Source organism: Ancylobacter sp. TS-1, from assembly GCF_009223885.1.
Classification (GTDB): domain Bacteria; phylum Pseudomonadota; class Alphaproteobacteria; order Rhizobiales; family Xanthobacteraceae; genus Ancylobacter.
This window is the reverse complement of sequence record NZ_CP045144.1, coordinates 3,939,622-3,963,437: the sequence shown is the minus strand read 5'-3', so window position 1 is coordinate 3,963,437 and position 23,816 is coordinate 3,939,622. Positions and strand designations below refer to the sequence as shown.

Here is a 23,816-nt window from a genome sequence, read left to right as displayed (position 1 = left end):
CGCAGATTTCCCCACTAATTCGGCCCATAGGGCCCACCGCCGCTTGCCTTGCGGCAAGGCTGGCGGCAATGTCGTCGCCCCCGGCGGCGCGCCCGCGCCGTCTGCCCGGGGCGCGTGGCCGGGCGACGCCTGCGCCGTCCGCGCTCCGTGCACCTTCCCTCTCTCGTTTTGCACGGGTGTCGCGGCCATGAAGGTCACTGTCGAGCGGTCCGAGTTGCTCAAGTCCCTGGCCCACGTCCATCGTGTCGTCGAGCGGCGCAACACCATTCCGATCCTCGCCAACGTGCTGCTGCGTACCGACGCGCGCGGCCTCGCGCTACGCGCCACCGATCTCGATATCGAGATCGTCGAGACCATCGCCGCCGAGGTCGCCGAGGAAGGCGCCACCACGGTGCCGGCGCACACCATCTACGACATCGTGCGCAAGCTGCCCGAGGGCTCGCAGGTGCAGTTCGAGACCTCCGGCGACCGCGGCACGCTGACCGTGCGCGCCGGACGCTCGCGCTTCGCCCTTCAGACCCTGCCGGAAGCCGAGTTCCCTGATCTCGCCGCCGGCGAGATGACGCACCGCTTCACCCTGCCGGCCGGCGAGCTCAAGCGCCTGGTCGACAAGACCCAGTTCGCCATCTCGACGGAAGAAACCCGCTACTATCTCAACGGCATCTACCTGCATGTCGCCGATGCCGGCGGGCCGGTGCTGCGCGCCGTCGCGACCGACGGCCACCGCCTCGCCCAGGCGCAGACGACGGCCCCCGCCGGCGCCATCGGCATGCCGGGCGTCATCGTGCCGCGCAAGGCGGTCGCCGAAATCCAGCGGCTCGCCGAGGACGCCGACGCCGAGGTGACGGTCGAACTCTCCACCGCCAAGATCCGCGTCTCGCTGGACCGCGTGGTGCTGACCTCGAAGCTCATCGACGGCACCTTCCCCGACTATGGCCGCGTCATCCCGCTCGGCAACGACAAGACGCTGATCGTCGACAAGGCGGACTTCGCCGCCGCCGTCGACCGCGTCTCGACGGTGGCGAGCGAGCGCGGGCGGGCGGTTAAACTCTCCATCGCCGACGGCAAGCTCACCCTGTCCGTCACCAACCCGGATTCGGGCAGCGCGACCGAGGAGATCGAGGTCGAGTACGCCGCCGAGCCGATCGATATCGGCTTCAACAGCCGCTACCTGCTCGATATCACCTCGCAGATCGAAGGCGGCACCGCCGAACTGAAGCTCGCCGATCCCGGTTCGCCCACGCTGGTGCAGGACCCGGACAAGCGCGGCGCGCTCTATGTGCTGATGCCGATGCGCGTGTGACCCCGCGCACCGCTCCCGCCGCCCGCATCATCCGGCTCCGCCTCACGGAGTTCCGCAGCTACCACGCCGCCGAGATCCGGGCCGGCGAGGGTCCGGTCGTGCTGATGGGGCCGAATGGCGCCGGCAAGACCAATCTGCTCGAAGCCATCTCGCTGCTGGCCCCCGGGCGCGGCCTGCGCCGCGCCGGTCTCGACCAGTTCGCCGCGCGCCGTCCCGACGGCACGCAGGCCGCCGGCTGGGCCGTCTCCGCGCTCGTCGAGGGCGCCTATGGCGAGGTGTCGCTCGGCACCGGCATCGAGGCCGATGGCGGGGAGGCGCGCTCGCGGCGCTGCCGCATCGACGGCGAGCCGGTAGGCTCGGCCGCCGCCTTCGCCGACCATGTGCGCGTGGTCTGGCTGACCCCTGATATGGACGGGCTGTTCATCGGCCCGCCCTCGGAACGGCGGCGCTTTCTCGACCGCCTCGTACTGGCGGTCGATGCCGAGCACGGCGCGCGGGTCAACGCGCTGGAGCGGGCGCTGCGCTCCCGCAACCGGCTGCTGGAGGAGCCCGGCACCGATCCCCGCTATCTCGATGCCGTGGAACAGGAACTGGCTGCGCTGGCCATCGCGGTGGCGGCGGCGCGGCTGGAGTCCGTGCGCCGCCTCGCCGCCGGCATCGCCAAGGCCCGCGAGGCCGAGCGCGACGACGCCTCGCCCTTTCCCTGGGCAAGCGTGGCGTTGGAGGGTGAGATCGAGCGCGCGCTCGGCCGCGAGCCGGCGACCGTGGTCGAGGACCAGTACCGCCTCGCCCTGCGCACCGCGCGACCGCGCGACCGCGCCGCCGGCCGCACGCTGGAGGGCCCGCACCTCACCGACCTGACGGTCGGCCACGGCCCGAAGGCGATCCCCGCCGCGCAGGGCTCCACCGGCGAGCAGAAGGCGCTGCTGATCGGGCTGGCGCTCGCCCATGCCCGCCTCGTCGGCGAGATGGCCGGGCGCGCGCCGGTGATGCTGCTCGACGATGTGGTGGCCTATCTCGATCCGGTGCGCCGCGCCGCCCTGTTCGAGGCGCTCGACGCGCTGGGCGGGCAGGTCTGGATGACCGGAGCCGATCCTTCCGCCTTCGCCGCGCTCGGCGCGCGGGCGGAGCGTTTCGCCGTCACGCCGGGCCATGTCGTGCCGCTCAAGGAGTAGCCCATGCTCGATCACGTCTCGATCACCGTCTCCGACTTCGGCCGTGCCCTGCCCTTCTACGACGCGATCATGGCGGCGCTCGGCGTGCCCTGCGTGCGGCGCGGGGAGGATCGCGTCGGCTACGGCATCCGCAACCGGCCGGGGGATGACGGCCACAGCTACCTCACCGTGCTCGCCTCGCGTGGGGTCGTGGCGGCCGACAACCGGCACTGGTGCTTTCGCGCGCCCGACCGCGCCGCGGTCGCGGCCTTCCATGCCGCCGCCCTCGCCCATGGCGGGCAGGATGACGGCCCGCCCGGGTTGCGGCCGGACTACCACGCCTCGTACTACGCCGCCTTCGTGCGCGACCCGGACGGCAACCGCATCGAGGCGGTCTGCCACCGCGCCTATCCCGGCGACACGCCTGCTTTGCCTTGAAAGAGACGGCCGGAAGACGTATGTGCTGTGTCCCGCGCGCGTGCGCGCACGTGATGGCAGCATGGCTATCCTGGACCTCATCGTTTTCGCCGCCGCCCTCGCTCTGGCCGCCGCCTCGCCGGGGCCGAGCGTGATCGCGCTCGTCGCCCGCACGCTGGTGCGCGGCAGGGACGGCGCGGCGCCGCTGGTCGCCGGCATCGTGCTCGGCGACATGGTGTGGCTCGCCGCCGCCGCGCTGGGCCTTGCCGCCCTTGCCGCCGCGCTCGGCTCACTGTTCGTGATCGTGCGTCTCGCGGCCGCCGCCTATCTCGTCTACCTCGCCTGGAAGTTGTGGACCGCATCGGGCCGCATCGGCGAGGCGGTACAGATTCGCGAGACGGATTCACGCCTGGGCCTCTTCCTCACCGGGCTCGGCATGACGCTCGGCAACCCGAAGGCCATGGCCTTCTACCTCGCCCTGCTGCCGACCATCGTCGACCTCGACCACCTGTCGATGCTCGGCTTCGCGGAACTGTGCGGCATCATCGCCGCCGTCCTCACTCTGGTCATGGGCGGCTATGTGGTGCTGGCGCACCGCGCACGGCACCTTGTCGGCAGCGTCGCCGGGGTGCGCCTGATCAACCGCGCCTGCGGCACCGCCATGGCCGGCGCGGCGGTTCTGGTGGCCACGAAATAACCGCGTGATTGCGGTATAAACTCAAGTCAATTCAAACGATTCGAAGAGCTGTATCCATGGCCGAACCCGACAACGCCGCCGCCGCTGCCGCTGCCAACGGCGAGGACTATGGCGCGCAGTCGATCCAGGTGCTGCGCGGGCTGGACGCCGTGCGCAAGCGCCCGGGCATGTATATCGGTGACACCGACGACGGCTCCGGCCTGCACCACATGGTCTACGAGGTGGTCGACAACGCCATCGACGAGGCGCTCGCCGGCTATGCCGACGAGGTGACGGTGACGCTGAACGCCGACGGCTCGGTGACGGTGACGGATAACGGGCGCGGCATTCCGACCGACATCCACGCGGAGGAAGGCGTCTCGGCGGCGCAGGTCATCATGACCCAGCTTCACGCTGGCGGTAAGTTCAACCAGAACTCCTACAAGGTCTCCGGCGGCCTGCACGGCGTCGGCGTCTCGGTGGTGAACGCGCTTTCCACCTGGCTCGACCTGACGATCTGGCGCAGCGGCTACGAATACACGATGCGCTTCCGCCACGGCGACGCGGAGGCCGATCTCCGCAAGGTCGGCCCGGCGCCGGAAGGCCGTCGCGGCACCATGGTGACGTTCCTGCCGAGCACCGGCACCTTCACCAAGGTCGAATTCGACTACGCCACGCTGGAACATCGCCTGCGCGAACTCGCCTTCCTCAATTCCGGCGTGCGCATCGTGCTGACCGACGCGCGCCACGCCGAGGTGAAGCGCGAGGAGCTGATGTATGAGGGCGGCGTCGAGGCCTTCGTGCAGTATCTCGACCGCAACAAGCAGGCGCTGCTGCCCCGGCCCGTGGTGATCCGCGCCGAGCGCGACGGCATCACCGTCGAGTGCGCGCTGTCATGGAACGATGGCTACCACGAGAACGTGCTCTGCTTTACCAACAACATTCCCCAGCGCGACCGCGGCACCCACTTCACCGGCTTTGCCGCCGCGCTGACGCGCCAGGTGATCGGCTATTCCGAGCGCACCGGCATCGCCAAGAAGGAGAAGGTCGACCCCACCGGCGAGGATTGCCGCGAGGGCCTGACCGCCGTTCTCTCGGTGAAGGTGCCGGACCCGAAATTCTCCTCGCAGACCAAGGACAAGCTGGTCTCCTCCGAGGTGCGCCCGGTGGTCGAGGCGCTGGTCAACGACGCGCTCGGCACCTGGCTTGAGGAGCACCCGGCCGAAGGCAAGTCGCTCGTTACCAAGGTGGTCGAGGCCGCCGCCGCCCGCGAGGCGGCGCGCAAGGCGCGCGAGCTCACCCGCCGCAAGAACCCGCTGGACGTCGCCTCCCTGCCCGGCAAGCTCGCCGACTGCCAGGAGCGCGACCCGGCCAAGTCCGAGATCTTCATCGTCGAGGGCGACTCGGCCGGCGGCTCGGCCAAGATGGGGCGCAACCGCGCCTTCCAGGCGATCCTGCCGCTGCGCGGCAAGATCCTCAATGTCGAGCGCGCCCGCTTCGACAAGATGCTGTCCTCCGAGCAGATCGGCACGCTGATCACCGCGCTCGGCACCGGCATCGGTCGCGACGATTTCAACGCCGACAAGCTGCGCTACCACAAGATCATCATCATGACGGACGCGGATGTGGACGGCTCCCACATCCGCACCCTTCTGCTGACCTTCTTCTTCCGCCAGATGCCGGAATTGCTGGAGCGCGGGCATGTGTATATCGCCCAACCGCCGCTCTACAAGGTCACCCGCGGCAAGTCCGAGCAGTATCTGAAGGACGAGCGTTCGCTGGAGGACTACCTGATCCAGCAGGGGCTCGACGACGCCTCGCTGCACCTCGCCTCGGGCGAAGTGCGGGTCGCCGCCGACCTTCACCACGTGCTGGAAAGCGCGCGCTCCTTCCGCAACGTGATGAACGGCCTGCACCCGCGCTACAACCGCGCGGCGGTCGAGCAGGCGGCCATTGCCGGCGGCTTCACGCCGGGTCTGCTGATCGAGGAGGAGCGCGCCGCCGAGACCGCCGCCCTCATCGCCCGGCGGCTCGACCTGATCGCCGAGGACACCGAGCGCGGCTGGATCGGCGAAGCGGATTCCGCCGGCTTCCGCTTCACCCGCACCGTGCGCGGCGTGAAGGAAGTCGCCGTGCTCGACGCCACCTTCGTCGGCTCGGCCGAGGCGCGCCGCCTCGACGCCCTCGCCGCCGACCTGCAGGAAGTCCATGCCGACCCGTCCACGCTGCGCCGCAAGGGCGCCGAGACGCTCGTCTACGGCCCGATGGACCTGTTCGACGCCGTGACCGATGCCGGCCGCAAGGGCATTTCGCTCCAGCGCTACAAGGGCCTCGGCGAGATGAACGCCGAACAGCTCTGGGAGACCACGCTCGACGTCAACGCCCGCTCGCTGCTGCAGGTGAAGGTGAAGGAGGTCGCCGACGCCGACGACCTGTTCAGCCGCCTGATGGGCGACGTGGTGGAACCGCGCCGCGAGTTCATCCAAGACAACGCGCTGCGCGCCAGCGTCGACGTCTGAGACGCGTTCACGCATGAGTCATCCCGGACGGTCGCAGACCGATCCGGGATCGCGTGCCGGAAAGAAGACGATCCGGCCTCTCCGCTGTGCAGCGGCCGGGATGCCGGACAGGGTTGTGCCTCCCCGCTGGCGAAAATGTGAGGCGATGGCGGGTCGTTCTGCCATGAAGGCACGCCATAGTCTGAGGGATCTCCGCAATGTCAGGAGCTGCCCTATGGCCACCACCTTTCGAGCCTGCCGCCTTCTCGCCGCCAGCCTCGCCGTACCGCTCGCCTTCGCCGTGCCTGCTTTCGCCCATCACGGCTGGAGCTGGGCCGAGAGCGAACAGATGACGCTGGAAGGCACCATCAAGACCATCTCGATGGCCCCGCCCCATCCCTCGCTCGAAGTGACCGGGCGCGATGGCACGCTCTGGCAGATTGACCTCGGCAATCCGCGCCAGACCGCCAGTTCCGGCTTCACCGGCGAGAGCGCGAAGCCGGGCGACGCCATCACCGTTCTTGGCAACCGCAACAGCGACATCTCCAAGGCCCACATGAAAGCCGTGCGCATCACCATCGCCGGCCGGAACTACGACATGTATCCCGAGCGCATCGGCTCCAACTGACGCGACTGAGCGAGGCGGGCATGGACGATCCGTCGGGCCTCCTCGCCGCGCTCGCCGACTGGCCCGGCGCCCGTGCGCTGCGGCAATCCTGGATCGCCTATCTCTCGGTGAACGCCGCCCACATTCTCGGCGTGGGACTGCTGCTCGGCGCCATCCTCGTGCTGGATCTGCGCCTGCTCGGCGGCCTGCGCGCCGTGCCGCTCGCCGTGCTCGGCCCCTTGAATGCCCGCGTGGCGGCCGTCGGCGCCGGGCTGGCGATCGTCACCGGGCTCTGGTTGTTCAGCGTGCAGCCGGCCGAATACGCGCAGAACCCGGCCTTCCAGATCAAGCTCGGCCTTCTGGCGGCGGCACTGGCCAATGTCGTCGTCCAGCACGCCAACCCGGCTTATGCGCGCGCGATCGAGGGCAACCCGGCCAGCGGCGGCGTGCGCCTTTCGGCGGCGGCCTCCGCCCTCCTCTGGCTCGCCGTTCTGGTGGCCGGACGCTCGATCGGCTTCGTCTGATGGCGAGGGCAAGCCCACTCGCGTTCGCGCTGCGCCGGGACTAAAGTCCCGGCCTTTCCAGCTTCGAGTCCCGTGCCATCGCCATGACCAGCCCCGCCTCCCCTGCCGCCCGTACCGGCGCCCGCCTTCTCGTCGATGCCCTTCTCGCCAACGGCGTCACCCGTGCCTTCGGCGTTCCGGGCGAGAGCTATCTCGACGTGCTCGACGCGCTGGCCGACACCGATGTCGAGTTCGTCGTCTGCCGGCAGGAAAGCGGCGCGGCGATGATGGCGGAGGCCTCGGGCAAGCTCACCGGCAGGCCGGGCATCTGCTTTGTCACGCGCGGTCCCGGCTCGACCAATGCGAGCGCGGGCGTGCACATCGCCCAGCAGGATTCGACCCCGATGATCCTGTTCGTCGGCCAGATCGCGCGCTCAATGCGCGGGCGCGAGGCGTTTCAGGAGGTCGACTACCGCGCCGTGTTCGGCACGCTGGCCAAATGGGCGGTGGAGATCGACGAGGCGGCACGCATCCCGGAGATCGTGGCGCGCGCCTTCCGCGTCGCCACGCAGGGCCGGCCCGGCCCGGTGGTCATCGCCCTGCCCGAGGACGTGCTGAGCGAGATCGCGGGCGTGCCGGACGCGCCGGCGGTGGAGCCGGTCGAGACCTGGCCCGGCCTCACCGACATGATGCGCCTTCAGCGCCTTTTGTGGGCGGCGAAGCGTCCGGTGATGATCCTCGGCGGCGCGCGCTGGAACGAGAAGTCGGTCGCCTCCGTCGTGCGCTTCGCCGAACGCTTCGACCTGCCGGTGGCGGTGAGCTTCCGCCGCCAGATGCTGTTTCCCGCCGACCATGACAGCTTCGCCGGCGACATCGGCTTCTCGGTCAACCCGGCGCTGATCGCCCGGCTCAAGCAGGCCGATCTGGTGATCCTCGCCGGCGGGCGGCTCGGCGAGGTGCCCTCGCAGGGCTACAGCCTGTTCGGCATTCCCGATCCGGGCGTGCCCTTCGTGCATGTCCATGCCGACCCCGAGGAACTGGGCCGGGTCTACCAGCCGACGCTGGCCATCAACGCCTCGTCGAGCGCCTTCGCCGCGGCTCTGGAGGGCGTGCAGCCGCCTAACGCCATCGCGTGGGCCGACTGGCGCGCGGACGCGCGAGCCGACTACCTCGCCTGGACCGAAGAGCCGCCGGCCAATGCCGGACCGGTGCAGATGGCGACGCTGGTGCGCTATCTGCGCCATCTCCCGAAGGACGCCGTCATCTGCAACGGGGCCGGCAATTTCGCCATCTGGGTGCACCGATTCCACCGCTTCCGCGCCTATGGCACGCAGCTCGCCCCGACTTCCGGCTCCATGGGCTACGGCCTGCCGGCGGCCGTGGCGGCAAAACTCGCCCATCCGGGCCGCGCGGTGTTGGCGGTGTGCGGCGACGGCGACTTCCTGATGACCGGCCAGGAATTCGCCACCGCCCTGCAATATGACGCGCCCATCGTCGCGGTGGTGGTCGACAACGGCATGTACGGCACCATCCGCATGCATCAGGAGCGCGAATACCCCACCCGCGTCTTCGGCACGGCGCTGAGGAACCCGGACTTCGCCGCCTATGCCCGCGCCTTCGGCGGCTTCGGCGTGACGGTGGAGACCGACGACGCCTTCGCCCCCGCGCTCGATGCCGCCTTCGCCTCCGGGCTGCCGGCCATCGTGCATGTGAAGCTCGACCCGGAAGCGATCACGCCGACCACCTCGCTCAGCGCCCTGCGCGCGAAGTCGCTGGCGGCGCGCTCGGTGGGATGAAGCTTCGCCGTCCTCCCGGCCGCAGGCGATGCCGGAGAGCCGGGATCGTGTGACGAAAGACCGGAACGATCCCGGATCGGTCCTGCCGGACCGTCCGGGATGACGCCCTGGACAGGTTATTCCGGCGCCCGGTGGATCGGATCGACCCAGTAGACTTCCTCCGGCTTCTCGGCCGGCTCGACATCGGTGATGTTCACCACCACCGCCTCATTGTCGGAGCGCACCAGCACGCAGTCGAGCGGGTGATCGGGGTCGGCGTTGATCTCCTGATGCGGCACATAGGGCGGCACGAAGATGAAATCGCCCGCCTCCGCCTCGGCGACATATTCCAGCCGGTCGCCCCATCGCATGCGGGCGCGCCCACGCACCACGTAGATGACGCTTTCCAGCGCCCCGTGATGGTGCACGCCGGTCTTGGCGTTGGGCTGGATGGAGACGGTGCCGGCCCAGATCTTCTGCGCGCCGACGCGGGCGTGGTTGATCGCCGCCTGCCGGAACATGCCCGGCGTCTGCGCGGTGTTGGGGTCGAGCCGGTCGCCCTTGATGACGCGCACGCCATTGTGCTTCCAGTGGTCGTCCAGCGCCGGGTCGTGCCGGTGGCCGTGGTCCTTGCTCATTGGCGTCCTCCCATTTTCCGCCAGCCTAGGACGGCGCCGGGCGCGGCGAAAGCCGGGATGAGGACTTCAGGCCTTCTCGAAGGGTACGACGCTGACCGCCGCCTGCGCGAGGCGCCGGTAGAGCCGGCGCTCCTTCACCAGCGGCCACCAGTCGAACAGGAAGATCTCCATCGGCCGCCAGTTCGCCACCCAGCCGAAGATAATGAGGCCTTCCATCACCACCTCGGCCAGCCGGGAGTCGGGAAACAGCTTCACCAGCGTCTGGCCGACGACGAGGCAGAGCCCCAGCACGAGCAGGCCGACCACGAGCGCCTTGCGCCCGACGCTGAACAGGCGGGACAGCTCGACGCCGCGCCGCTCCGCCTGGCCGTGGAAATGCTGCTGGAAGATGCCCGGCAGGCCCTGCGCCAGCGGCCCGGCCGCCTGCACCTCCGGCAAATGAATGGAAATGGCGAGCGGCACCTCCGCAGGCACCCCTTCGGCATGCTCGACGATGTATTCGTCGACATCGCCGTCCAGCCCGCGCTCGCGGAACGGGAACGGATCGAGCATGTCGAGAAGCTGCTGAGGATCGTCGACCCTGAGGTCGATCTGTCCCTTGCGTCGCCGGGGCATCAAGGCGCCTCTGGATCGTTGGAGGGCCGTGCCGCCCCCCGGTGGAGCGGCACGGCCGATTATCCCGGGGGGCTCAGGCCGCCCCGCGCGCGAGATCGCCCGAGAGCGCCCGGGCGATGAGCGCGCGCGTCTCCGGTATGCCGTAGGCGGCGACGAAGGAGCCGAAGCGCGGCCCTTCCTTCTCGCCGAGCAGCAGCTCGTAGAGCGCGCTGAACCAGGCGAAGGTGACGCCCGGCCCGCCGGTGGGGCTCTTGCGCTTGTGGTCCTGATAGCGCGGCTCGGCGCGGCCGACGTCGAGCACGGCGTTCTGGATCGCGTCGCGGTCTTCGCCATCCACTTCGGCCAGCGCGGCGTCGAGACGGGCCAGCGCCTGCGCCTCCACCTCGTCCGGCAGGCGGAACACGCGGCGCGGCTTCACCCGGTCGACGAAGTAGCGCACGGCATAGCCGGCGAGCTGGTCGAGGGTCGGATGGGTCTGCGGCGAGGTGCCGGGCGCGTAGCGCTCGATGAAGCGCCACAGCACGCCCTTTTCCTCGGCGTTGGAGGCCGAGGCGAGCTTGAGCATCAGGCCGAAGCTGAGCGGCAGCTCCTCCACCGGCGGGTTGCCGGAATGGATGTGCCACACCGGGTTGCCGAGCCGGTTCTTCCAGTCCTGCGAGGGATAGCGCGCGAGGAAGCCGAAATACTCGTCCACCGCCTTCGGGATGACGTCGAAATGCAGCTTCTTGGCCGAGCGCGGCGACTGGAACATGTAGAGCGCCAGGCTCTCCGGGCTGGCATAGGTCAGCCACTCGTCGATGGTCAGGCCGTTGCCCTTGGACTTCGAAATCTTCTGGCCGTTTTCGTCGAGGAACAGCTCGTAGACGAAATGCTCGGGCGCGGTGCCGCCGATGATCTCGCAGATGCGGTCATAGATCGGCGCGTTGGTCTGGTGGTCCTTGCCGAACATCTCGAAATCGACGTCGAGCGCCGCCCAGCGGGCGCCGAAATCCGGCTTCCACTGGAGCTTCACATGACCGCCGGTGACGGGGACGGTCTTGTCCACCCCGTCCTCGTCGGTGAAGGTGACGGTGCCGGCCTTGGCGTCCACATTCTTGAGCGGGACATAGAGCACGCGGCCCGAGACCGGCGAGATCGGCAGGAACGGCGAATAGGTCGCCTGCCGCTCTTCGCCGAGCGTCGGCAGCATCACTTCCATGATGGCCTCGTATTTCTCCGCCGCCTTCAGCAGCACGGCGTCGAGCTTGCCGGAGAAATAATACTCGGTCGCGCTGGCGAACTCGTAGTCGAAGCCGAACGTGTCGAGGAAGCGGCGCAGCATCGCGTTATTATGGTCGCCGAAGCTCGGGAAGCCGCCGCCGAACGGGTTCGGCACCTTGGTCAGCGGCATCTGCAGATAGGGGCGCAGCGCGACCGGATCCGGCACGTTCTCCGGAATCTTGCGCATGCCGTCCATGTCGTCGGAGAAGCACAGAAGGCGCGTCGGGATCTTGCCCTCGGTCAGCACATGGAAGGCGTGGCGCACCATGGTCGTGCGCGCCACCTCGCCGAACGTGCCGATATGGGGCAGGCCCGAGGGGCCGTAGCCGGTCTCGAACAGGACTTCGGACTTCGGTTTCCGCTTCAGGCGCTCGACGATCTTGCGCGCTTCCTCGAACGGCCAGGCGCCGGCGTTCTCCGCGAGCTCCCGCAATTCGGCTGCAACATCCTCGACCTGAGCGGTCGCCGTCATGATAGGCCCTCCTGGGCTTTCGTCCGGGGAAACGATCGCGCGCGCCGCCGTCGTCCCCGACCGCCGCGCGCCTGCCGGCATGCTCTAGGTAGTGCGCGCCCGCGCGTCAATAAACGCTGATGGGAAACCAGCGCAGATAGAGGTCGGTATAGACCCCCTCCTCCCAGAGCTGGGCGAGGGCGTAATTGAGCGACTGGCGCAGCGCGTCGTTGCCGCGCTTCACCGCAATGCCCATGCCCTCGCCGAAATAGAGGCTCTCGGTGAAGGGGCCGCCGACGAAGGCGCAGCAATTCTCGGAGCTGGAGCCGTTGAGCCAGAGGGCGAGTTGCACGCCGTCGCCGAAGATCAGGTCGACCTCGCCCTTGCGCAGCGCCGCGCGGGCGGCGTCCGGATCGGGGAAGGCACGCACAGCGATCTCGCCGAAGAAATCGTGCAGATAGGCCTCGTGCGCCGTGCCGCCGATCACCCCGACGGTCTTGGAGGCGAGCGCATCCGGCGTCACCTTCAACTCTCCCTCTCCACGCCGGGCGACGAAGCGGGCGGGCGAGCGGAAATAGCGGTCGGAAAAGTCCAGCGTCTCGCGCGTCGCCGGGGTAATGGCGATGCCGGCGATGGCGGCGTCGGCCTTGCCGCTCGCCAGCGCCTCGGCCAACGCCTCGAAGGGCATGATCTCAAGCGTGCAGCGTATCGCCAGCTCGGTGCAGATCGCCCGCGCGATATCGACATTGAAGCCGGCGGGGCGGCCATCCTCGCCGCGGAAGCTGAACGGGGGGTAGTCCTCGGTGCTGACGAAGCGAATCTGCGTCGGCAGCCGCGTGACGTCCGGCCGGTCCGGACGGCGCTTGGGGTCCCAGAAGCCGGGTACCACGACCGAGGCGGTGGAGGCAGCGGGCGCGGGCGCAGGCGGCGGCGAAGGCGGCGCGGACACCGCCGGCGAGGAGGACGGGGCAGAGGCCGGCGGCGGCGCAGGCTGTGCCGAAGCGCCCGGCGGCAGGCCGGCCAGCATGGCCAGCAGCATGAGAGCCGAGCCCGTCCGTCGCAGGCCTGTCACCGGGGATTTACTATCCGGAAATAAATACCGCACACTGGTCTCGCGCATGGTTCGAGTCGGACCGCGCCGCAAGGGCTTCGCCCGTTCGACCTTCTACCGTCTCGATGCCGTCTAGGCGAGGGGTGACGCCGCATGAAAGCCGCGCCGCGGGAGACGGAATTCGTCCGGGCAGCCGCCCCTTCAAGGCCTTCCACCACTTCCTCCGCTCCGTCACCCGCCCACCTTCCCCTTGAGGCGGCCGGCGTCGCCGACCAGCTGAGCGCCGCCGACATCGTCTATGCCGGGCGCCAGGCGCGCCGCCACGGGGTCGGGATGGACGAGACGCTGATCGCGAACGGCATGGTTTCGCCGGACGACCTCGCGCGCGGGGCGGCGCGCACGCTCTCCATTCCCTTCGAGCCGCTCGACGACGGCACCGCCATCACTCTCTCGCGCCCGCATTTCAAGGACATCGCCGCCCTGCTGCGCACGGGCCTGATGCGTCGCTTCGACGGCGGGATCGTGACTGCGGCGCGCGGCCCGCAGCTGCGCCAGCTCGCCGCCGTCCTCGCCCAGCAACCGCGATTGCGCCGGCAGGTGAGCCTGACGACGCCGGAGCGGCTCAGCGCCTTCGTGCGCCGCCGCTTCGCCCAGCAGATCGGCTGGAACGCCGTCAACGCGCTCGGGCAGCGCGAGCCCGGCCTGTCCGCCGCCTCGCTGCACGCGTCGCGCTACGTCTTCGCGCTGCTCGCGGTCGCCTCCGCCGCCCTCCTCCTCACGCTCAACATCGTCTCGGTGCCCGGGACCCTTGCGCTGGTGTCCCTACTGGCTCTCCTGCTGCTCGGCGGCGCCGCGATCAAGCTCACCGCCTGCACGCTGCCGGCGGCATCCGCCCCGCCGCCCCTGCGTAAGGACGACGAACTGCCCTATTACAGCCTGATCGTGCCGCTCTACCGCGAGGCGTCGGTGGTGCCGCAGCTGATCCGCGCGATCGATGCCATCGACTACCCCCGCGAGAAACTCCAGATCCTGCTGGCGGTGGAGCCCGACGACCACGCCACCGTCGCCGCCCTCGCGACCCATGCCGTGCGGCCGGGCTTCGAGGTGATCGTCTCCCCCGCCATCGGCCCGCGCACCAAGCCCAAGGCGATGAACGCCGCCCTGCCCTTCGCGCGCGGCGCCATTGTCGGCATCTACGATGCGGAGGACGTGCCGGACCCGCTGCAGCTGCGGCGCGCCTGCGCGCTCTTCCTCGGCCCCAGGGGCGCGCGGATCGGCTGCGTGCAGGCGTGCCTCGCCATCGACAATCTGGCCGACAGCTGGATCACACGGCAATTCGCCGCCGAATATGCCGCCCATTTCGACGTCGTCCTGCCGATGCTCGGCGCCTACCGGCTGCCGTTGCCGCTGGGGGGAACCTCCAACCATTTCCGCCGCGCCGCGATCGAGGCCATCGGCGCGTGGGATCCCCACAACGTCACCGAGGACGCGGAGATCGGCGTGCGCCTCGCCGGGGCCGGCTGGCGCACGGCGGTCATCGCCTCGGCCACCGACGAGGAGGCCCCGCGCCGGATCGGCGGCTGGATGCGCCAGCGCACGCGCTGGTACAAGGGCTGGATGCAGACGCTTCTGGTGCATGGGAGGCGGCCGGCGCGGCTGGCCGGCGGTGCCGGGTGGACGGGTACGCTGGCGCTGCTGTTCATGCTTGGAAGCGGGCTGGCGGCTGCGCTGCTGCACCCTTTTCTCGTCCTGTCCGTGCTGATCGACCTGTTCGTGCAGCATGGCACCGACGCCTCTGCGGCCGTCGCGGCCCTCGACGCGGTCGGTCTGAGCGTGATGCTCATCGGCTATGGCAGCGCCGCGCTGACAACCGTGATCGGTATGCGGCGGCGCCGGGTTCCGGGCCTGTGGGGCGTTCTGGCGCTGATGCCCCTCTACTGGCTGATGATGTCGGCGGCGGCCTGGCGGGCGGTGCTGCACCTGGTCATCGCACCCCATCGCTGGGAAAAGACCGAGCACGGGCTGGCGCGAACCTCGCGTCGCCGGGCGCTCTTGCTGCGAAAGGCGGCGCCTAGAGGTAGCGGCGCAGCTCGGCGGCAGCCTCGTCCGGCGGACGCTTGAGGTTGAACGGCGCGATGAAGCCGCCATCCTTGCCCATCAGATAGATGATGGCGGTGTGGTCCATCGTGTAGTCGCCGCCCTGCGTCGGCACCTTCTTGGCATAGACGCGGTAGGCCTTGATGACGTCGGCGATCTGCTCCGGCGTGCCGGTCAGCCCCTGTATGCTGGGATGGAAGCTGCCGAGATAGGACTTCATCACCTCGGCGGTGTCGCGCTCGGGATCGACGGTGATGAACAGCCCGTTGATCTTGCGCGCGTCCGGCCCCAGCGCCTCGAAGGTCTGGGACATCTCGAACAGGGCGGTCGGGCAGATATCCGGGCAATGGGTGAAGCCGAAGAAGACCAGCGTCGGCTCCCCGCGGAAGCTGTCCTGCGTGACCTTCTGCCCATCCTGGTCGACCAGTTCGAACGGACCGCCGATGGCCGCCTGCGAGGAAACCGCTGTCGGGCCCTTCGGCAGCAGCGCCAGCGCGCTCGCGACGATGATGACGGCGCCGACCACGAAGGCGGCGAGCAGCAGCAGGATACGACGGGTGGGCATGAAGACCTTGGCTCTGTCTCGGGCTTTAACGCAACCGGGGGCGGGGCACCCCACGCGTCGGCGTCAGAAGCAATAGGCAATTCCGGCCGTCAGCATGTCGAAGAAAACGGCGGCACCGTGACGCGCCCACAGTCCAATCGCCGCAGCGAGAAGCAGCACGGCAGCGCCGGCGGCCATCCAACGCGCGGCGGCGCCGGGCCTTAACGAGCCAACCGCCATCGAAATCTCCCTCGCATTCCCCTCACCTGCCCGCGCCATCAAATGCACATTATACAGCACACCATCCAATTTCTGCCGTCACATTAAGCTGTTTGGCCGGGTTGCGCACCTCCCGAAATAGTATTGTAATAGGGGTTGGATCTCAATCTACCGTTGAGGTTTGGGGGCATTACGCAGGCTGTTCGCCACTAGGGCGTTCGGGATGCTATGGCCGGATGGACGGACCATTCGGGATGATGGGCGCAGAACATTCGAACGTATCGCACTCCGATTCACCTGCGGCGGATCGGGAGGGGCTCTTGGCAGGGGACCGGCGCATGGCCGGCTTCCTCGATTCCATGCTTGACGCTCTTGCCGTCTTCGATGCGCAGGATCGGCTGGTCTTTCACAACAGGCGCTTCGTCGAGCTGTTCCCGTTCCTGGAGCCGCTGGGCGACCTGCAGGGACTGACCTTCTATGCCCTCGCCTCCGTCCCCAGCGGCGAATGGCGCTGGGTCAACGACCCGGAGATATACCTCAAGGACCGGCTGCGCCGCCATGCCGAGGCGGATGGCGCGCCGTTCCTGATTCCGCTGGAAAACGGCGGCTGGGTGCAGGCCCGCGAGCACCGCACTCCTGATTCATGGATCGTCGCCACCTGGTCCGACGTCTCCCGGCTCAAGGAGACCGAAGCCCGCTTGCAGGATGCCATCGACAGCGTCGCCGCCGGCCTGATCCTGCTCGACAGCGAGGGGCGGATCACCCTGACGAACAGCGGCATGCGGCAGATTCTCGCCACGCCCGACGCCACGCTGGAGCCGGGGCGCCCGCTGTCCGACCTGCTGGACGAGGCCGTGGCGAACGGAATCTTTGCCGGCGGAGCGGCCTCCCAGCTTGCTGCCCTCGCCACGCCGGGTCCGGCCGGCGAGGTTCCGATGGAGATTCCGCTGCATGACGGGAGATGGATCCTCGCCAGCCACCGTCCCCTCGGCAATGGCGGGGTGGTCGGCATCTGGACCGACCTGACCGCCCAGAAGAAGCGCGAGGCCGAACTCGTCGCCATGCGCGAGCAGTTGCGCCTGCATACCGAGGCGCTGGCCGATTTCGCCCGCCTGATCGCGCAGCAGGCCCGCAACGACATGCTGACCGCGCTGCCCAACCGCTTCGCGCTGGAGGAGAGGCTCGACCATCTTCTGCGCGACGGCGAGACCACACTCATATGGGTGGGTGTGATCGATATCGACCATTTCAGCGGCATCAACGACGCCCTCGGCCACGCCACGGCCGATGAGTTGCTGCGCGAGACCGGCCGCTTCCTGCGCGGCCTGCTGCGCACCGACGACACGCTCGCGCGCGTCGGCGCCGACGAGTTCGCCATCGTGCTCACCGGCCTCGACGAGAGCGAGGTGACGAGCATCGCCAACCGCCTCAACAGCGCCGTCCAGTCACACGTGTTCCATGTGGGCGGTTCCCGTCTCTCGGTCACGGTCAGCGTCGGCCTGACCATGGCGCAGGACAAGCTGCGCACGCCCTCCAGCCTGCTCGCGGCGGCCGACACTGCCTGCCGCGTGGCCAAGGAGAGCGGACGCGACCGCGTGCAGCTCTACGATGTCGGCGACCCGAAGATGCGCACCTCGCACCAGAGGGTGAGCTGGGCCGAGCGCATCCGCCTCGGGCTGGAACTCGACCGCTTCCGCCTGCACCTTCAGGCGATCGTCGACCGGGACGGCAATGTCTGCGGCTACGAGGCGCTGATCCGCCTCAAGGACTCCGACAATGTCTGCCACAGCCCCGGGCAGTTCCTGCCGGCGGCGCGGCGGCTCGGTCTGATGTGCCGCATCGACAGCTGGGTCTGCCACCAGTGCGTGGACTTCGCGATGCGCCTGCTGGCGGCCGGCAACGACCAGTACGTCTCGATGAATCTCGGCGTCCAGACCCTGTCCAACACCACTTTCCAGCGCAAGCTGCTCGACCTGATCGCCGCCAATCCGGGGGTCGAGAAGACGCTGCGTATCGAGATCACCGAGACCGACGACATCCACGACGCCCATCAGGCCGCCTCCTTCATCGTCGAGCTGCGCGCCTGCGGCCTGCACGTCTATCTCGACGATTTCGGCAATGGCTATAATTCCTTCGAGGTGCTGAAGCAGTTGCCGGTCGATGGCATCAAGATCGACTGGACGGTCACGCGCGACCTGCTCAGCGACCCGATCGACGAAGCACAGATCAGGGCGGCGGTCTCCATCACCGACTCGCTGGGGCTGGAGCTTATCGTCGAGGGCGTCGAGGAAGAGCGCCAGCTGATTCGTCTGCGCGAACTCGGGGCCACACTGTTCCAGGGCTTCTATTTCCATCGCCCGGTGAATGCCGAGACGCTGCTCGGCTGAATGCGGCCGCGTCCGCTAGCCGCGCGCGGGGTCGACCCGCACATTCGCGCGAAACGCGCGGCGGGACGGAAACCATGGAAAGCGATGTCAGGAGGAACTGGAGCGGGCGAAGGGAATCGAACCCTCGTATGCAGCTTGGGAAGCTGCCGTTCTACCATTGAACTACGCCCGCTCGGGTGGGCGCACCATAAGGGCGGCAACGAGGCGCTTCAAGGGGGTGGCCGCCGGGTTTCACAGGGTCCGAGATCGAAGCCGGCGTCGCGAGATGATGCCGGAAACCGCCGGTGCGCTTCGCGACAGGGGCGCCGTCAAACAGTTCGAGGCCCTGCGGCGCGCGCATCTGCGGATCGCGCATTGGGCACGGCTACAGCCTCAGCAGACGCTCGGCGTTGCCGTGGCAGACCTTCGCGCGCGTTTCCTCGCTGATCGGGGCCGTCTCAATGAAACGGGAGGCTACCTCCGGGTCCTCATAGGGATAGTCGACCGAGAACATGACATTGTCGTCGCCGAGGGCCTGAAGCGCCGCCACGAGCGGCGCCGCGTCGCACACACCCGAGGTCGTGACGGCAATGTTGCGTCGGATGATCGCCGATGGACGGGCATCGGGCGCAAGCGTCTCTCCGAGATCGAACTCCCTTCTGCTGTCGAGGCGCCAGAGGAGGAAGGGAAGCGTCTCGCCCATATGGCCGAGAATGACCTTTGCTCCGGGAAAGCGCGTGAAGGTGCCGCCGAAGACAAGCCGCAACGCGTGTGCCGCGGTTTCCGCCGTCCAGGCCCAGATAGGGCCGCCAAGTTCCGGACGGTTGGCGAACATGGCGGGGCTGTCGGCCATGCTGCCGGGATGCAGATAGACCGGCACATCCAGTTCCTGCACGCGCTCCCAGAAGGGCGCGTACTGGTCTTCATCAAGGTAATGCCCGTTGGTCTGGCCATTGACGAGTGCGCCCCGGAACCCGAGTTCTCTCACGGCGCGCTCGAGTTCGGCGGCGGCGGCCCCGGCGTCCTGCATGGCCAGATGAGCGAAGCCGGCGTAGCGGCTCGGCCGCTTCTGCACCTCCCGCGCGAGGAAGTCGTTGGCGCTTCGCGCGAGCCGGATCGCCTCCGCCGTATCGCGCACGCCCTGAACCCCGGGCGTGGTGACCGAAAGCACCATCAGGTCGATCCCGGCCCGATCCATCATCTCGAGCCGCAACTCGTCGAAATCGGCCAGACGACGCTCGATATCCGCGAAGAGCGTGTCGCTCTGCGTCGGCCGAGCGACGTATTTTCCGGCAAGCTCAGGCGTCGTGAAGTGCTCTTCGAGTGCGATCTTACGCATGGTCACTTCCCGGTTCGTATGATGGCTTGTCGCGACAGGGCCTTTACTTGGGCACGGGGCAGGCCTCGGCCGGCGACTTCGCTATCTTGAGCTGCTCCATCATGAATTCGCCGTTGCTTCTGGAATCGGCCAGCAGAGCCCCCGACCAGTAGGCGTTCTTGCAGGTCGCCGTGTCGCAATTGCCGCCGGCCGTCTGCCACGCGCCCGTGCGCACCACATCGCAGGCGCAGATCGCCTTGTCGGGATTGGCGGGATCGACCGTGCAGATCTTGTTGAGGCATTGCGACCAGGGTGTTCCGCTTTCACACTTCAGCCCCTTCTTGCCGCCCTCGAACTGGGTAAGCGCGAACTGCGAGTAGACTGTGCGAACGCCGTTGGCGTCCGTGCTCGGCTTGACCGTGTCGCATTCCACGGTTGCGAGGTTCGGCCCCTCCTGAACGTCGCAAACGCAGATCGAGACGTCCGGATTGCCGGGCTGCGGGACGCAGGGCGCCGAGGTGCAGAGCGCGAATTGCTGGTTGCAGAGATAGTTCTTTGCCGTCGCCTCCTGCACGAAGCCGGGAGCGGCCGCCAGGCCCGAGAGGACCAGTGCAAAGCACAACATCATACAGCGCATCGGAAAACTGCCTCTCCATTGGACCTTGGATTGTCGGCAGGATGCAAAATTAAAAGCGGCCCGCCAAGTCGGCCGGCCAAGCCGCCCGCCAGAATATCGACGCGGCCTCCAGCGAGACCCCGGCCGCGCCGATATCCCCGGAGCCCTCGCCCCAACGAACCTCATGTGCCGCAGGTTTCAGAAACGGTAGTTGACGCCGATCTTGATGGCCTGGAACGAGGCCGAGTTCGAGGCCTCGCGACCGTCGGCGATGGTGGAGGTGCCGACATAGTTCTTTGTCTCGTAGACCGGCCTCTCCACGATCTCGCAGTACCTTCCGCCCCGTGTGGCGCAGAGGGTCTCGCTGCGGACACCCGAGACGGTGCCGGTCTGAGTCCGGGTCGAATAGGAGCGGGTGACGCCGGAACGGGCCTTGCCGAAATTGAAGCTCTCCGCCCCGAAACCGGCAAAGGCGTACTCGGCCTTGACCGACCACCGGTCGTTGATGGCGTATTCCGCGCCGCCTCCGACCGTGAAGCCGGTGCGGGTCCGCGCGGAGGTCTCCGAGAAGCTCAGCGCGGTCCGGTTTCCGCCCGGATTGGTCGCGTCGGCGAAATTCGAGACGTATTGCGTGCGCTCCTCGGTCTCGCGCAGGAAGGCGACGCCGGCGGTGCCGTAGACGAGCAACTGGTCGGTGACGGCGTAGCCCGCCTTCGCGCGGACGGTCGCCAGCCAGTCGAAGGAATAGTCCGTCTGCGCCTCCGTCATGCGGTTGGTGATCAGGGTCGCGCTCTCGGTGGCGCCGAGAACGGCGGAGCTGCCCATGCCGGCATGCAGCAGGTCCGCCTCGACGCCGACCACGACGCCATTGGAAAACTGGTAATTATAGCCGGCCTGACCGCCCCAGACGCCGCCCTGGAATGTCTCGTTGGCCGACTCGCTGAAGGCCCGCGGCGCGTAGCTGCCATCCGCCAGCGTCGTGGTGCCGTCGATAGAGCCGAAGCCGTAGCCGATGGAGCCGCCGGCATAGAGGCCGGTCCAGCGCTCGCCATTGGCGCGCAGCCCGATGGGCAGCGGCGTGATCGGCTCGTCGCTGCCGAAGGTGCCGGTGAGCGTCGCCATGAAGGTGCGGCCGGGAGCGGGCATGTCCGTGTTGTTGAGCGCGTCGACATAATAGGTGTCGAGCAGGTTCTGCACGCTGATGTCGAGGGTGAGATGGCTGTTCAGCTTCCACTGCGCGAAAGCGTCGACCACCGTGTAGGGCTCCCACACCTTGGTCACCCAGGCGAAGAAGCCGCTATCGGCCTCCACCTCCGCCAGCCGCTCGCTCATATAGGTGACGCGCCCGCCCAGCGTCAGCCGCTCGTCGAAGAAGCGCGCGCCCGCCGTGACCGAGGCGGTGAAGCGCGGCGGAATCTGGTTGGTGAGAAAGTCGGCGGACAGCGTGTAGTCGGTGCAGTTGCCGTCCATCTCGCAGGATTCGAAATCGGTGTAGTAGTTGATCCCGAAATCGGTGAAGAACCGGCCGGCGTCGTAGCGGCCGGAGAATTCGACACCCCTGAAGCGAACGAAGTCGTAGTTGAACAGGCCCATAGAGCCGGTGAATTCGCGGCCGATGTAATTATCCGTGGTGTTGTCGAAATAGGCGAGCTTCAGCCGCAGCTTGTCGCCCGGCAGCAGCACGTCGTCGCGCAGAAAGTTGGTGCCGAATTCCCAGTTGCTCGCCTCCTCCGCCTGCAGCGCGGCGTTGAAGATCTGGTCGCTGCGGGTCTGGCTGACCTCGCGCACGCTCGGCGGGCGGATGCCGGCCTGATACTGACCATAGATCTGCCAGCCCTCGACCGGGGTCACCACCACGCTGGCGCTGGGGCTGAAGCCTTCGCCGGAATAGCTCGTGAAGGGGTCGCCCGGCGTGCCGTAGGTGGTGATGCCGTTGAAGGAGGTGCTGTAGGTCAGGTACTCCACCCCGGCGCCGAGTTCGAGCCAGTCGGTGGGCTCCCACTTCACCCGGGCGAAGATCGAGCCGATCTCGCGCTCGCCATTGGCCGGGATGGCCCAGAGGGAGACGCTGGACAGGTCGTAGGCTTCGGTCGGCCGGGCATTCTCATAGACGTAGCTGCCGCCATAACTCACGGCGAGGGGCATGCCGGCGACGGCGAAATGCGAAGTGTTGCTGGCCTTCACACCGACATTCTGGGACTGCTGCTTGAGCTCGGGCGTCTTGCCGAGCGAGGCGAAGATATTGGTCTCGTCGGTGTTCGAGGCATAAGCGTCGAACTTGAAGTCGACGAGATCATTGTCGGTCGGCGTGTAGTTGTAGCGCAGCGTCGCCTGGTTGATCTCGACCGAGCTGAGGGGGATCTGCGAGGTGGTCTCGTTGCCGGCGGTGATGAAGGAGGGTGACACCTCGCCGAACTCGTTGCCGTAATAGAGATAGCCGATCTGGAAGAGCTGCTCGTCGGTGGGCCGGACAGTCGCCTTGAGCAGCGCCGAGGTGACATCCTCCGAGGTGTTGTAGACGAGCTGGCCATGGCCGTAATTCGAGAGCGGGACCGTCTCGCCGAGATAGTCGGTCGTGGTGAGCGAGCCCTGCGTACCGGCGAAATAATTGCCCGTCTTGCGCCGGACGAAGGCGCCGATGACGTCGACATTGTCCTCCCGCGCGGCGACGGCGAAGCTGCCATTGGTGAGTTCGCCGGCGTCGCTGCCGCCGTAGACCGCCGCTGTCTCGCCGATCACCGGAGCGACCGAATTGCTGGCGAGCCCTCCGCGCACCCGCACGCCCCAGGTCTGGCCGGAGCCGAGAATATCCTCGACGTTCAGCGTCTCCATGGCGATGGTGCCGCCGATGGCGCCGGCCACCGCCCCGTCCGGCCCCTTGGTGATGGTGATGCCGGAAATGAGGTCGGGGTCGACATAGGTGCGGCTGTCGATGCCGGAATAGCCGCGATAGGAGGAGGTCGACTGCTGCGAGCCGTCAATGGTGGTGGCGACGCGGTTCTGGCCCTGAAGGCCGCGTATGTTGGGGTCGATCGAGGCACCGTTATTGCCGCCGCCCGATATAACGCCGGGCGTTCCCTGGAAGAGCGCCCCGGCCGTCTGCGGCGGGAAGCGTTCGATCTCCTCGCCGGAGATGAAATTGGTCGAGCCCGGCGTCTCGAAGGGGCGGTCGGCGGCCGAGCCTTGGCCGGTGACGTCGATCGCATCGAGCGCAATGGCACCGTCGCCATCGATGCCCTGCAGGGCCGCGCCGCCCGCCGCGGCATCTTCCCCCGGCACCATGATCGTCACGGCGTTGGCGCCGACAAATCGCCAGTTGATGCCCGTCCCCGCCAGCATGATCCGCAGGGCCTCTTCCGGGGCATAGGTGCCGTTCACCGGCCGCGACATGATCTTGTAGGCCCGGCTGCCGGAATACAGGACCTGCAGGCCGGCCCGCACTGAAAGGTCGGCGAGGGCGCGCGGGACCGGCATCGAGGCGATGGACAGGGCGACGCTGGAGCTGCCGCTTTGCGCCAGGCTTCGCGACGTCGCGACGGGAAGCACCGCGAAGGCGGTTCCGGCCAGAAGGCAAAGCGCAAGCGTGCGCAGGCGTCGGGTGGACATCATCCTCATCGTCGGTCCCACTTGTTCTGCCGGAACCGCGAGGGGCGGCGTCGGCGAGATCCTCAGTGGGTAAGACGAAGGCCGGGGGCGGCTCCCCCAGTC

Annotated in this window: 19 protein-coding genes and 1 tRNA gene; 10 read left to right on the top strand and 10 right to left on the bottom strand. The window is 68.2% G+C overall.

The window, feature by feature from the left end; all coding sequences use genetic code 11:
* Window positions 1-187: 187 nt before the first annotated feature.
* From dnaN to GBB76_RS18570, 8 genes are all read left to right on the top strand, one after another.
* On the top strand, window positions 188-1,303 hold the full coding sequence (gene dnaN / locus GBB76_RS18605) for a DNA polymerase III subunit beta (protein ID WP_152304689.1): 1,116 nt from the start codon (window positions 188-190) through the stop codon (window positions 1,301-1,303).
* Entirely contained in the window at window positions 1,300-2,478 is a 1,179-nt protein-coding gene (recF, locus tag GBB76_RS18600) for a DNA replication/repair protein RecF (protein ID WP_152304688.1), read from the top strand. Before dnaN ends, recF begins: the two co-directional genes overlap by 4 nt.
* A 3-nt stretch (window positions 2,479-2,481) precedes the next feature.
* On the top strand, window positions 2,482-2,895 hold the full coding sequence (locus GBB76_RS18595) for a VOC family protein (RefSeq protein WP_152304687.1): 414 nt from the start codon (window positions 2,482-2,484) through the stop codon (window positions 2,893-2,895).
* A gap of 61 nt (window positions 2,896-2,956) precedes the next feature.
* On the top strand, window positions 2,957-3,571 hold the full coding sequence (locus GBB76_RS18590; protein ID WP_152304686.1) for a LysE family translocator: 615 nt from the start codon (window positions 2,957-2,959) through the stop codon (window positions 3,569-3,571).
* A gap of 56 nt (window positions 3,572-3,627) precedes the next feature.
* Window positions 3,628-6,069, top strand: a complete 2,442-nt coding sequence (gyrB, locus tag GBB76_RS18585; protein WP_152304685.1) for a DNA topoisomerase (ATP-hydrolyzing) subunit B — start codon at window positions 3,628-3,630, stop codon at window positions 6,067-6,069.
* Between the two features lie 214 nt (window positions 6,070-6,283).
* Window positions 6,284-6,676, top strand: a complete 393-nt coding sequence (locus GBB76_RS18580; RefSeq protein WP_246668979.1) for a DUF6152 family protein — start codon at window positions 6,284-6,286, stop codon at window positions 6,674-6,676.
* A gap of 20 nt (window positions 6,677-6,696) precedes the next feature.
* On the top strand, window positions 6,697-7,179 hold the full coding sequence (locus GBB76_RS18575) for a DUF2214 domain-containing protein (protein WP_152304684.1): 483 nt from the start codon (window positions 6,697-6,699) through the stop codon (window positions 7,177-7,179).
* Between the two features lie 83 nt (window positions 7,180-7,262).
* Window positions 7,263-8,954, top strand: coding sequence for a thiamine pyrophosphate-binding protein (locus GBB76_RS18570; RefSeq protein WP_152304683.1), 1,692 nt, complete (start codon window positions 7,263-7,265; stop codon window positions 8,952-8,954).
* A 116-nt stretch (window positions 8,955-9,070) separates the two neighbouring features.
* Here GBB76_RS18570 and GBB76_RS18565 read toward each other — a convergent pair whose 3' ends face one another.
* The 4 genes from GBB76_RS18565 to GBB76_RS18550 form a co-directional block, all read right to left on the bottom strand.
* Window positions 9,071-9,571, bottom strand: a complete 501-nt coding sequence (locus GBB76_RS18565) for a cupin domain-containing protein (RefSeq protein ID WP_152304682.1) — start codon at window positions 9,569-9,571, stop codon at window positions 9,071-9,073.
* Between the two features lie 66 nt (window positions 9,572-9,637).
* A complete protein-coding gene (locus GBB76_RS18560; protein WP_152304681.1) occupies window positions 9,638-10,186 on the bottom strand; it encodes a hypothetical protein in 549 nt (182 codons plus the stop codon).
* 73 nt (window positions 10,187-10,259) lie between these two features.
* The gene (locus GBB76_RS18555; RefSeq protein WP_152304680.1) at window positions 10,260-11,918 is read right to left on the bottom strand and encodes a lysine--tRNA ligase; all 1,659 of its coding nucleotides are present in this window, start codon (window positions 11,916-11,918) and stop codon (window positions 10,260-10,262) included.
* Window positions 11,919-12,024: 106 nt separating this feature from the next.
* Window positions 12,025-12,936 carry a transporter substrate-binding domain-containing protein gene (locus tag GBB76_RS18550; protein WP_246668978.1) on the bottom strand — a complete coding sequence of 304 codons (912 nt, stop codon included), beginning with the start codon at window positions 12,934-12,936 and terminating at the stop codon, window positions 12,025-12,027.
* Between the two features lie 165 nt (window positions 12,937-13,101).
* Between GBB76_RS18550 and GBB76_RS18545 the strand changes: the two genes are divergently transcribed.
* Window positions 13,102-15,069, top strand: a complete 1,968-nt coding sequence (locus tag GBB76_RS18545; RefSeq protein ID WP_152304679.1) for a glycosyltransferase — start codon at window positions 13,102-13,104, stop codon at window positions 15,067-15,069.
* On the opposite strand, the gene GBB76_RS18540 is transcribed toward GBB76_RS18545, so the two are convergent.
* Together GBB76_RS18540 and GBB76_RS18800 are read right to left on the bottom strand one after the other, a co-directional pair.
* Window positions 15,020-15,610, bottom strand: coding sequence for an SCO family protein (locus GBB76_RS18540; protein WP_152304678.1), 591 nt, complete (start codon window positions 15,608-15,610; stop codon window positions 15,020-15,022). The genes GBB76_RS18545 and GBB76_RS18540 overlap by 50 nt on opposite strands.
* Window positions 15,611-15,673: 63 nt before the next feature.
* Entirely contained in the window at window positions 15,674-15,829 is a 156-nt protein-coding gene (locus tag GBB76_RS18800) for a hypothetical protein (protein WP_202911131.1), read from the bottom strand.
* 317 nt (window positions 15,830-16,146) lie between these two features.
* Here GBB76_RS18800 and GBB76_RS18535 point away from each other — a divergent pair, with 317 nt between their 5' ends.
* On the top strand, window positions 16,147-18,195 hold the full coding sequence (locus tag GBB76_RS18535) for a bifunctional diguanylate cyclase/phosphodiesterase (RefSeq protein ID WP_162375671.1): 2,049 nt from the start codon (window positions 16,147-16,149) through the stop codon (window positions 18,193-18,195).
* Window positions 18,196-18,293: 98 nt separating this feature from the next.
* On the opposite strand, the gene GBB76_RS18530 is transcribed toward GBB76_RS18535, so the two are convergent.
* The 4 genes from GBB76_RS18530 to GBB76_RS18515 form a co-directional block, all read right to left on the bottom strand.
* Window positions 18,294-18,367, bottom strand: a tRNA-Gly gene (locus GBB76_RS18530).
* 192 nt (window positions 18,368-18,559) lie between these two features.
* Window positions 18,560-19,513 carry an amidohydrolase family protein gene (locus GBB76_RS18525; RefSeq protein ID WP_152304676.1) on the bottom strand — a complete coding sequence of 318 codons (954 nt, stop codon included), beginning with the start codon at window positions 19,511-19,513 and terminating at the stop codon, window positions 18,560-18,562.
* Window positions 19,514-19,556: 43 nt separating this feature from the next.
* Window positions 19,557-20,120, bottom strand: coding sequence for a hypothetical protein (locus tag GBB76_RS18520; protein ID WP_152304675.1), 564 nt, complete (start codon window positions 20,118-20,120; stop codon window positions 19,557-19,559).
* A gap of 186 nt (window positions 20,121-20,306) precedes the next feature.
* A complete protein-coding gene (locus tag GBB76_RS18515) occupies window positions 20,307-23,714 on the bottom strand; it encodes a TonB-dependent receptor domain-containing protein (RefSeq protein WP_152304674.1) in 3,408 nt (1,135 codons plus the stop codon).
* Window positions 23,715-23,816: the final 102 nt, after the last annotated feature.

What these genes read in the sequence shown, in the direction of transcription:
- GBB76_RS18520 (WP_152304675.1), bottom strand. Translation starts at nt 20,120, where the DNA reads ATGATGTTGTGCTTTGCACTGGTCCTCTCGGGCCTGGCGGCCGCTCCC.
- GBB76_RS18555 (WP_152304680.1), bottom strand. Translation starts at nt 11,918, where the DNA reads ATGACGGCGACCGCTCAGGTCGAGGATGTTGCAGCCGAATTGCGGGAG.
- GBB76_RS18550 (WP_246668978.1), bottom strand. Translation starts at nt 12,936, where the DNA reads ATGCTGCTGGCCATGCTGGCCGGCCTGCCGCCGGGCGCTTCGGCACAG.
- GBB76_RS18570 (WP_152304683.1), top strand. Translation starts at nt 7,263, where the DNA reads ATGACCAGCCCCGCCTCCCCTGCCGCCCGTACCGGCGCCCGCCTTCTC.
- gyrB (WP_152304685.1), top strand. Translation starts at nt 3,628, where the DNA reads ATGGCCGAACCCGACAACGCCGCCGCCGCTGCCGCTGCCAACGGCGAG.
- GBB76_RS18545 (WP_152304679.1), top strand. Translation starts at nt 13,102, where the DNA reads ATGAAAGCCGCGCCGCGGGAGACGGAATTCGTCCGGGCAGCCGCCCCT.
- GBB76_RS18590 (WP_152304686.1), top strand. Translation starts at nt 2,957, where the DNA reads ATGGCTATCCTGGACCTCATCGTTTTCGCCGCCGCCCTCGCTCTGGCC.
- GBB76_RS18595 (WP_152304687.1), top strand. Translation starts at nt 2,482, where the DNA reads ATGCTCGATCACGTCTCGATCACCGTCTCCGACTTCGGCCGTGCCCTG.
- GBB76_RS18515 (WP_152304674.1), bottom strand. Translation starts at nt 23,714, where the DNA reads ATGTCCACCCGACGCCTGCGCACGCTTGCGCTTTGCCTTCTGGCCGGA.
- GBB76_RS18580 (WP_246668979.1), top strand. Translation starts at nt 6,284, where the DNA reads ATGGCCACCACCTTTCGAGCCTGCCGCCTTCTCGCCGCCAGCCTCGCC.
- GBB76_RS18575 (WP_152304684.1), top strand. Translation starts at nt 6,697, where the DNA reads ATGGACGATCCGTCGGGCCTCCTCGCCGCGCTCGCCGACTGGCCCGGC.
- dnaN (WP_152304689.1), top strand. Translation starts at nt 188, where the DNA reads ATGAAGGTCACTGTCGAGCGGTCCGAGTTGCTCAAGTCCCTGGCCCAC.
- GBB76_RS18565 (WP_152304682.1), bottom strand. Translation starts at nt 9,571, where the DNA reads ATGAGCAAGGACCACGGCCACCGGCACGACCCGGCGCTGGACGACCAC.
- GBB76_RS18560 (WP_152304681.1), bottom strand. Translation starts at nt 10,186, where the DNA reads ATGCCCCGGCGACGCAAGGGACAGATCGACCTCAGGGTCGACGATCCT.
- GBB76_RS18800 (WP_202911131.1), bottom strand. Translation starts at nt 15,829, where the DNA reads ATGGCGGTTGGCTCGTTAAGGCCCGGCGCCGCCGCGCGTTGGATGGCC.
- GBB76_RS18540 (WP_152304678.1), bottom strand. Translation starts at nt 15,610, where the DNA reads ATGCCCACCCGTCGTATCCTGCTGCTGCTCGCCGCCTTCGTGGTCGGC.
- GBB76_RS18525 (WP_152304676.1), bottom strand. Translation starts at nt 19,513, where the DNA reads ATGCGTAAGATCGCACTCGAAGAGCACTTCACGACGCCTGAGCTTGCC.
- GBB76_RS18535 (WP_162375671.1), top strand. Translation starts at nt 16,147, where the DNA reads ATGGCCGGCTTCCTCGATTCCATGCTTGACGCTCTTGCCGTCTTCGAT.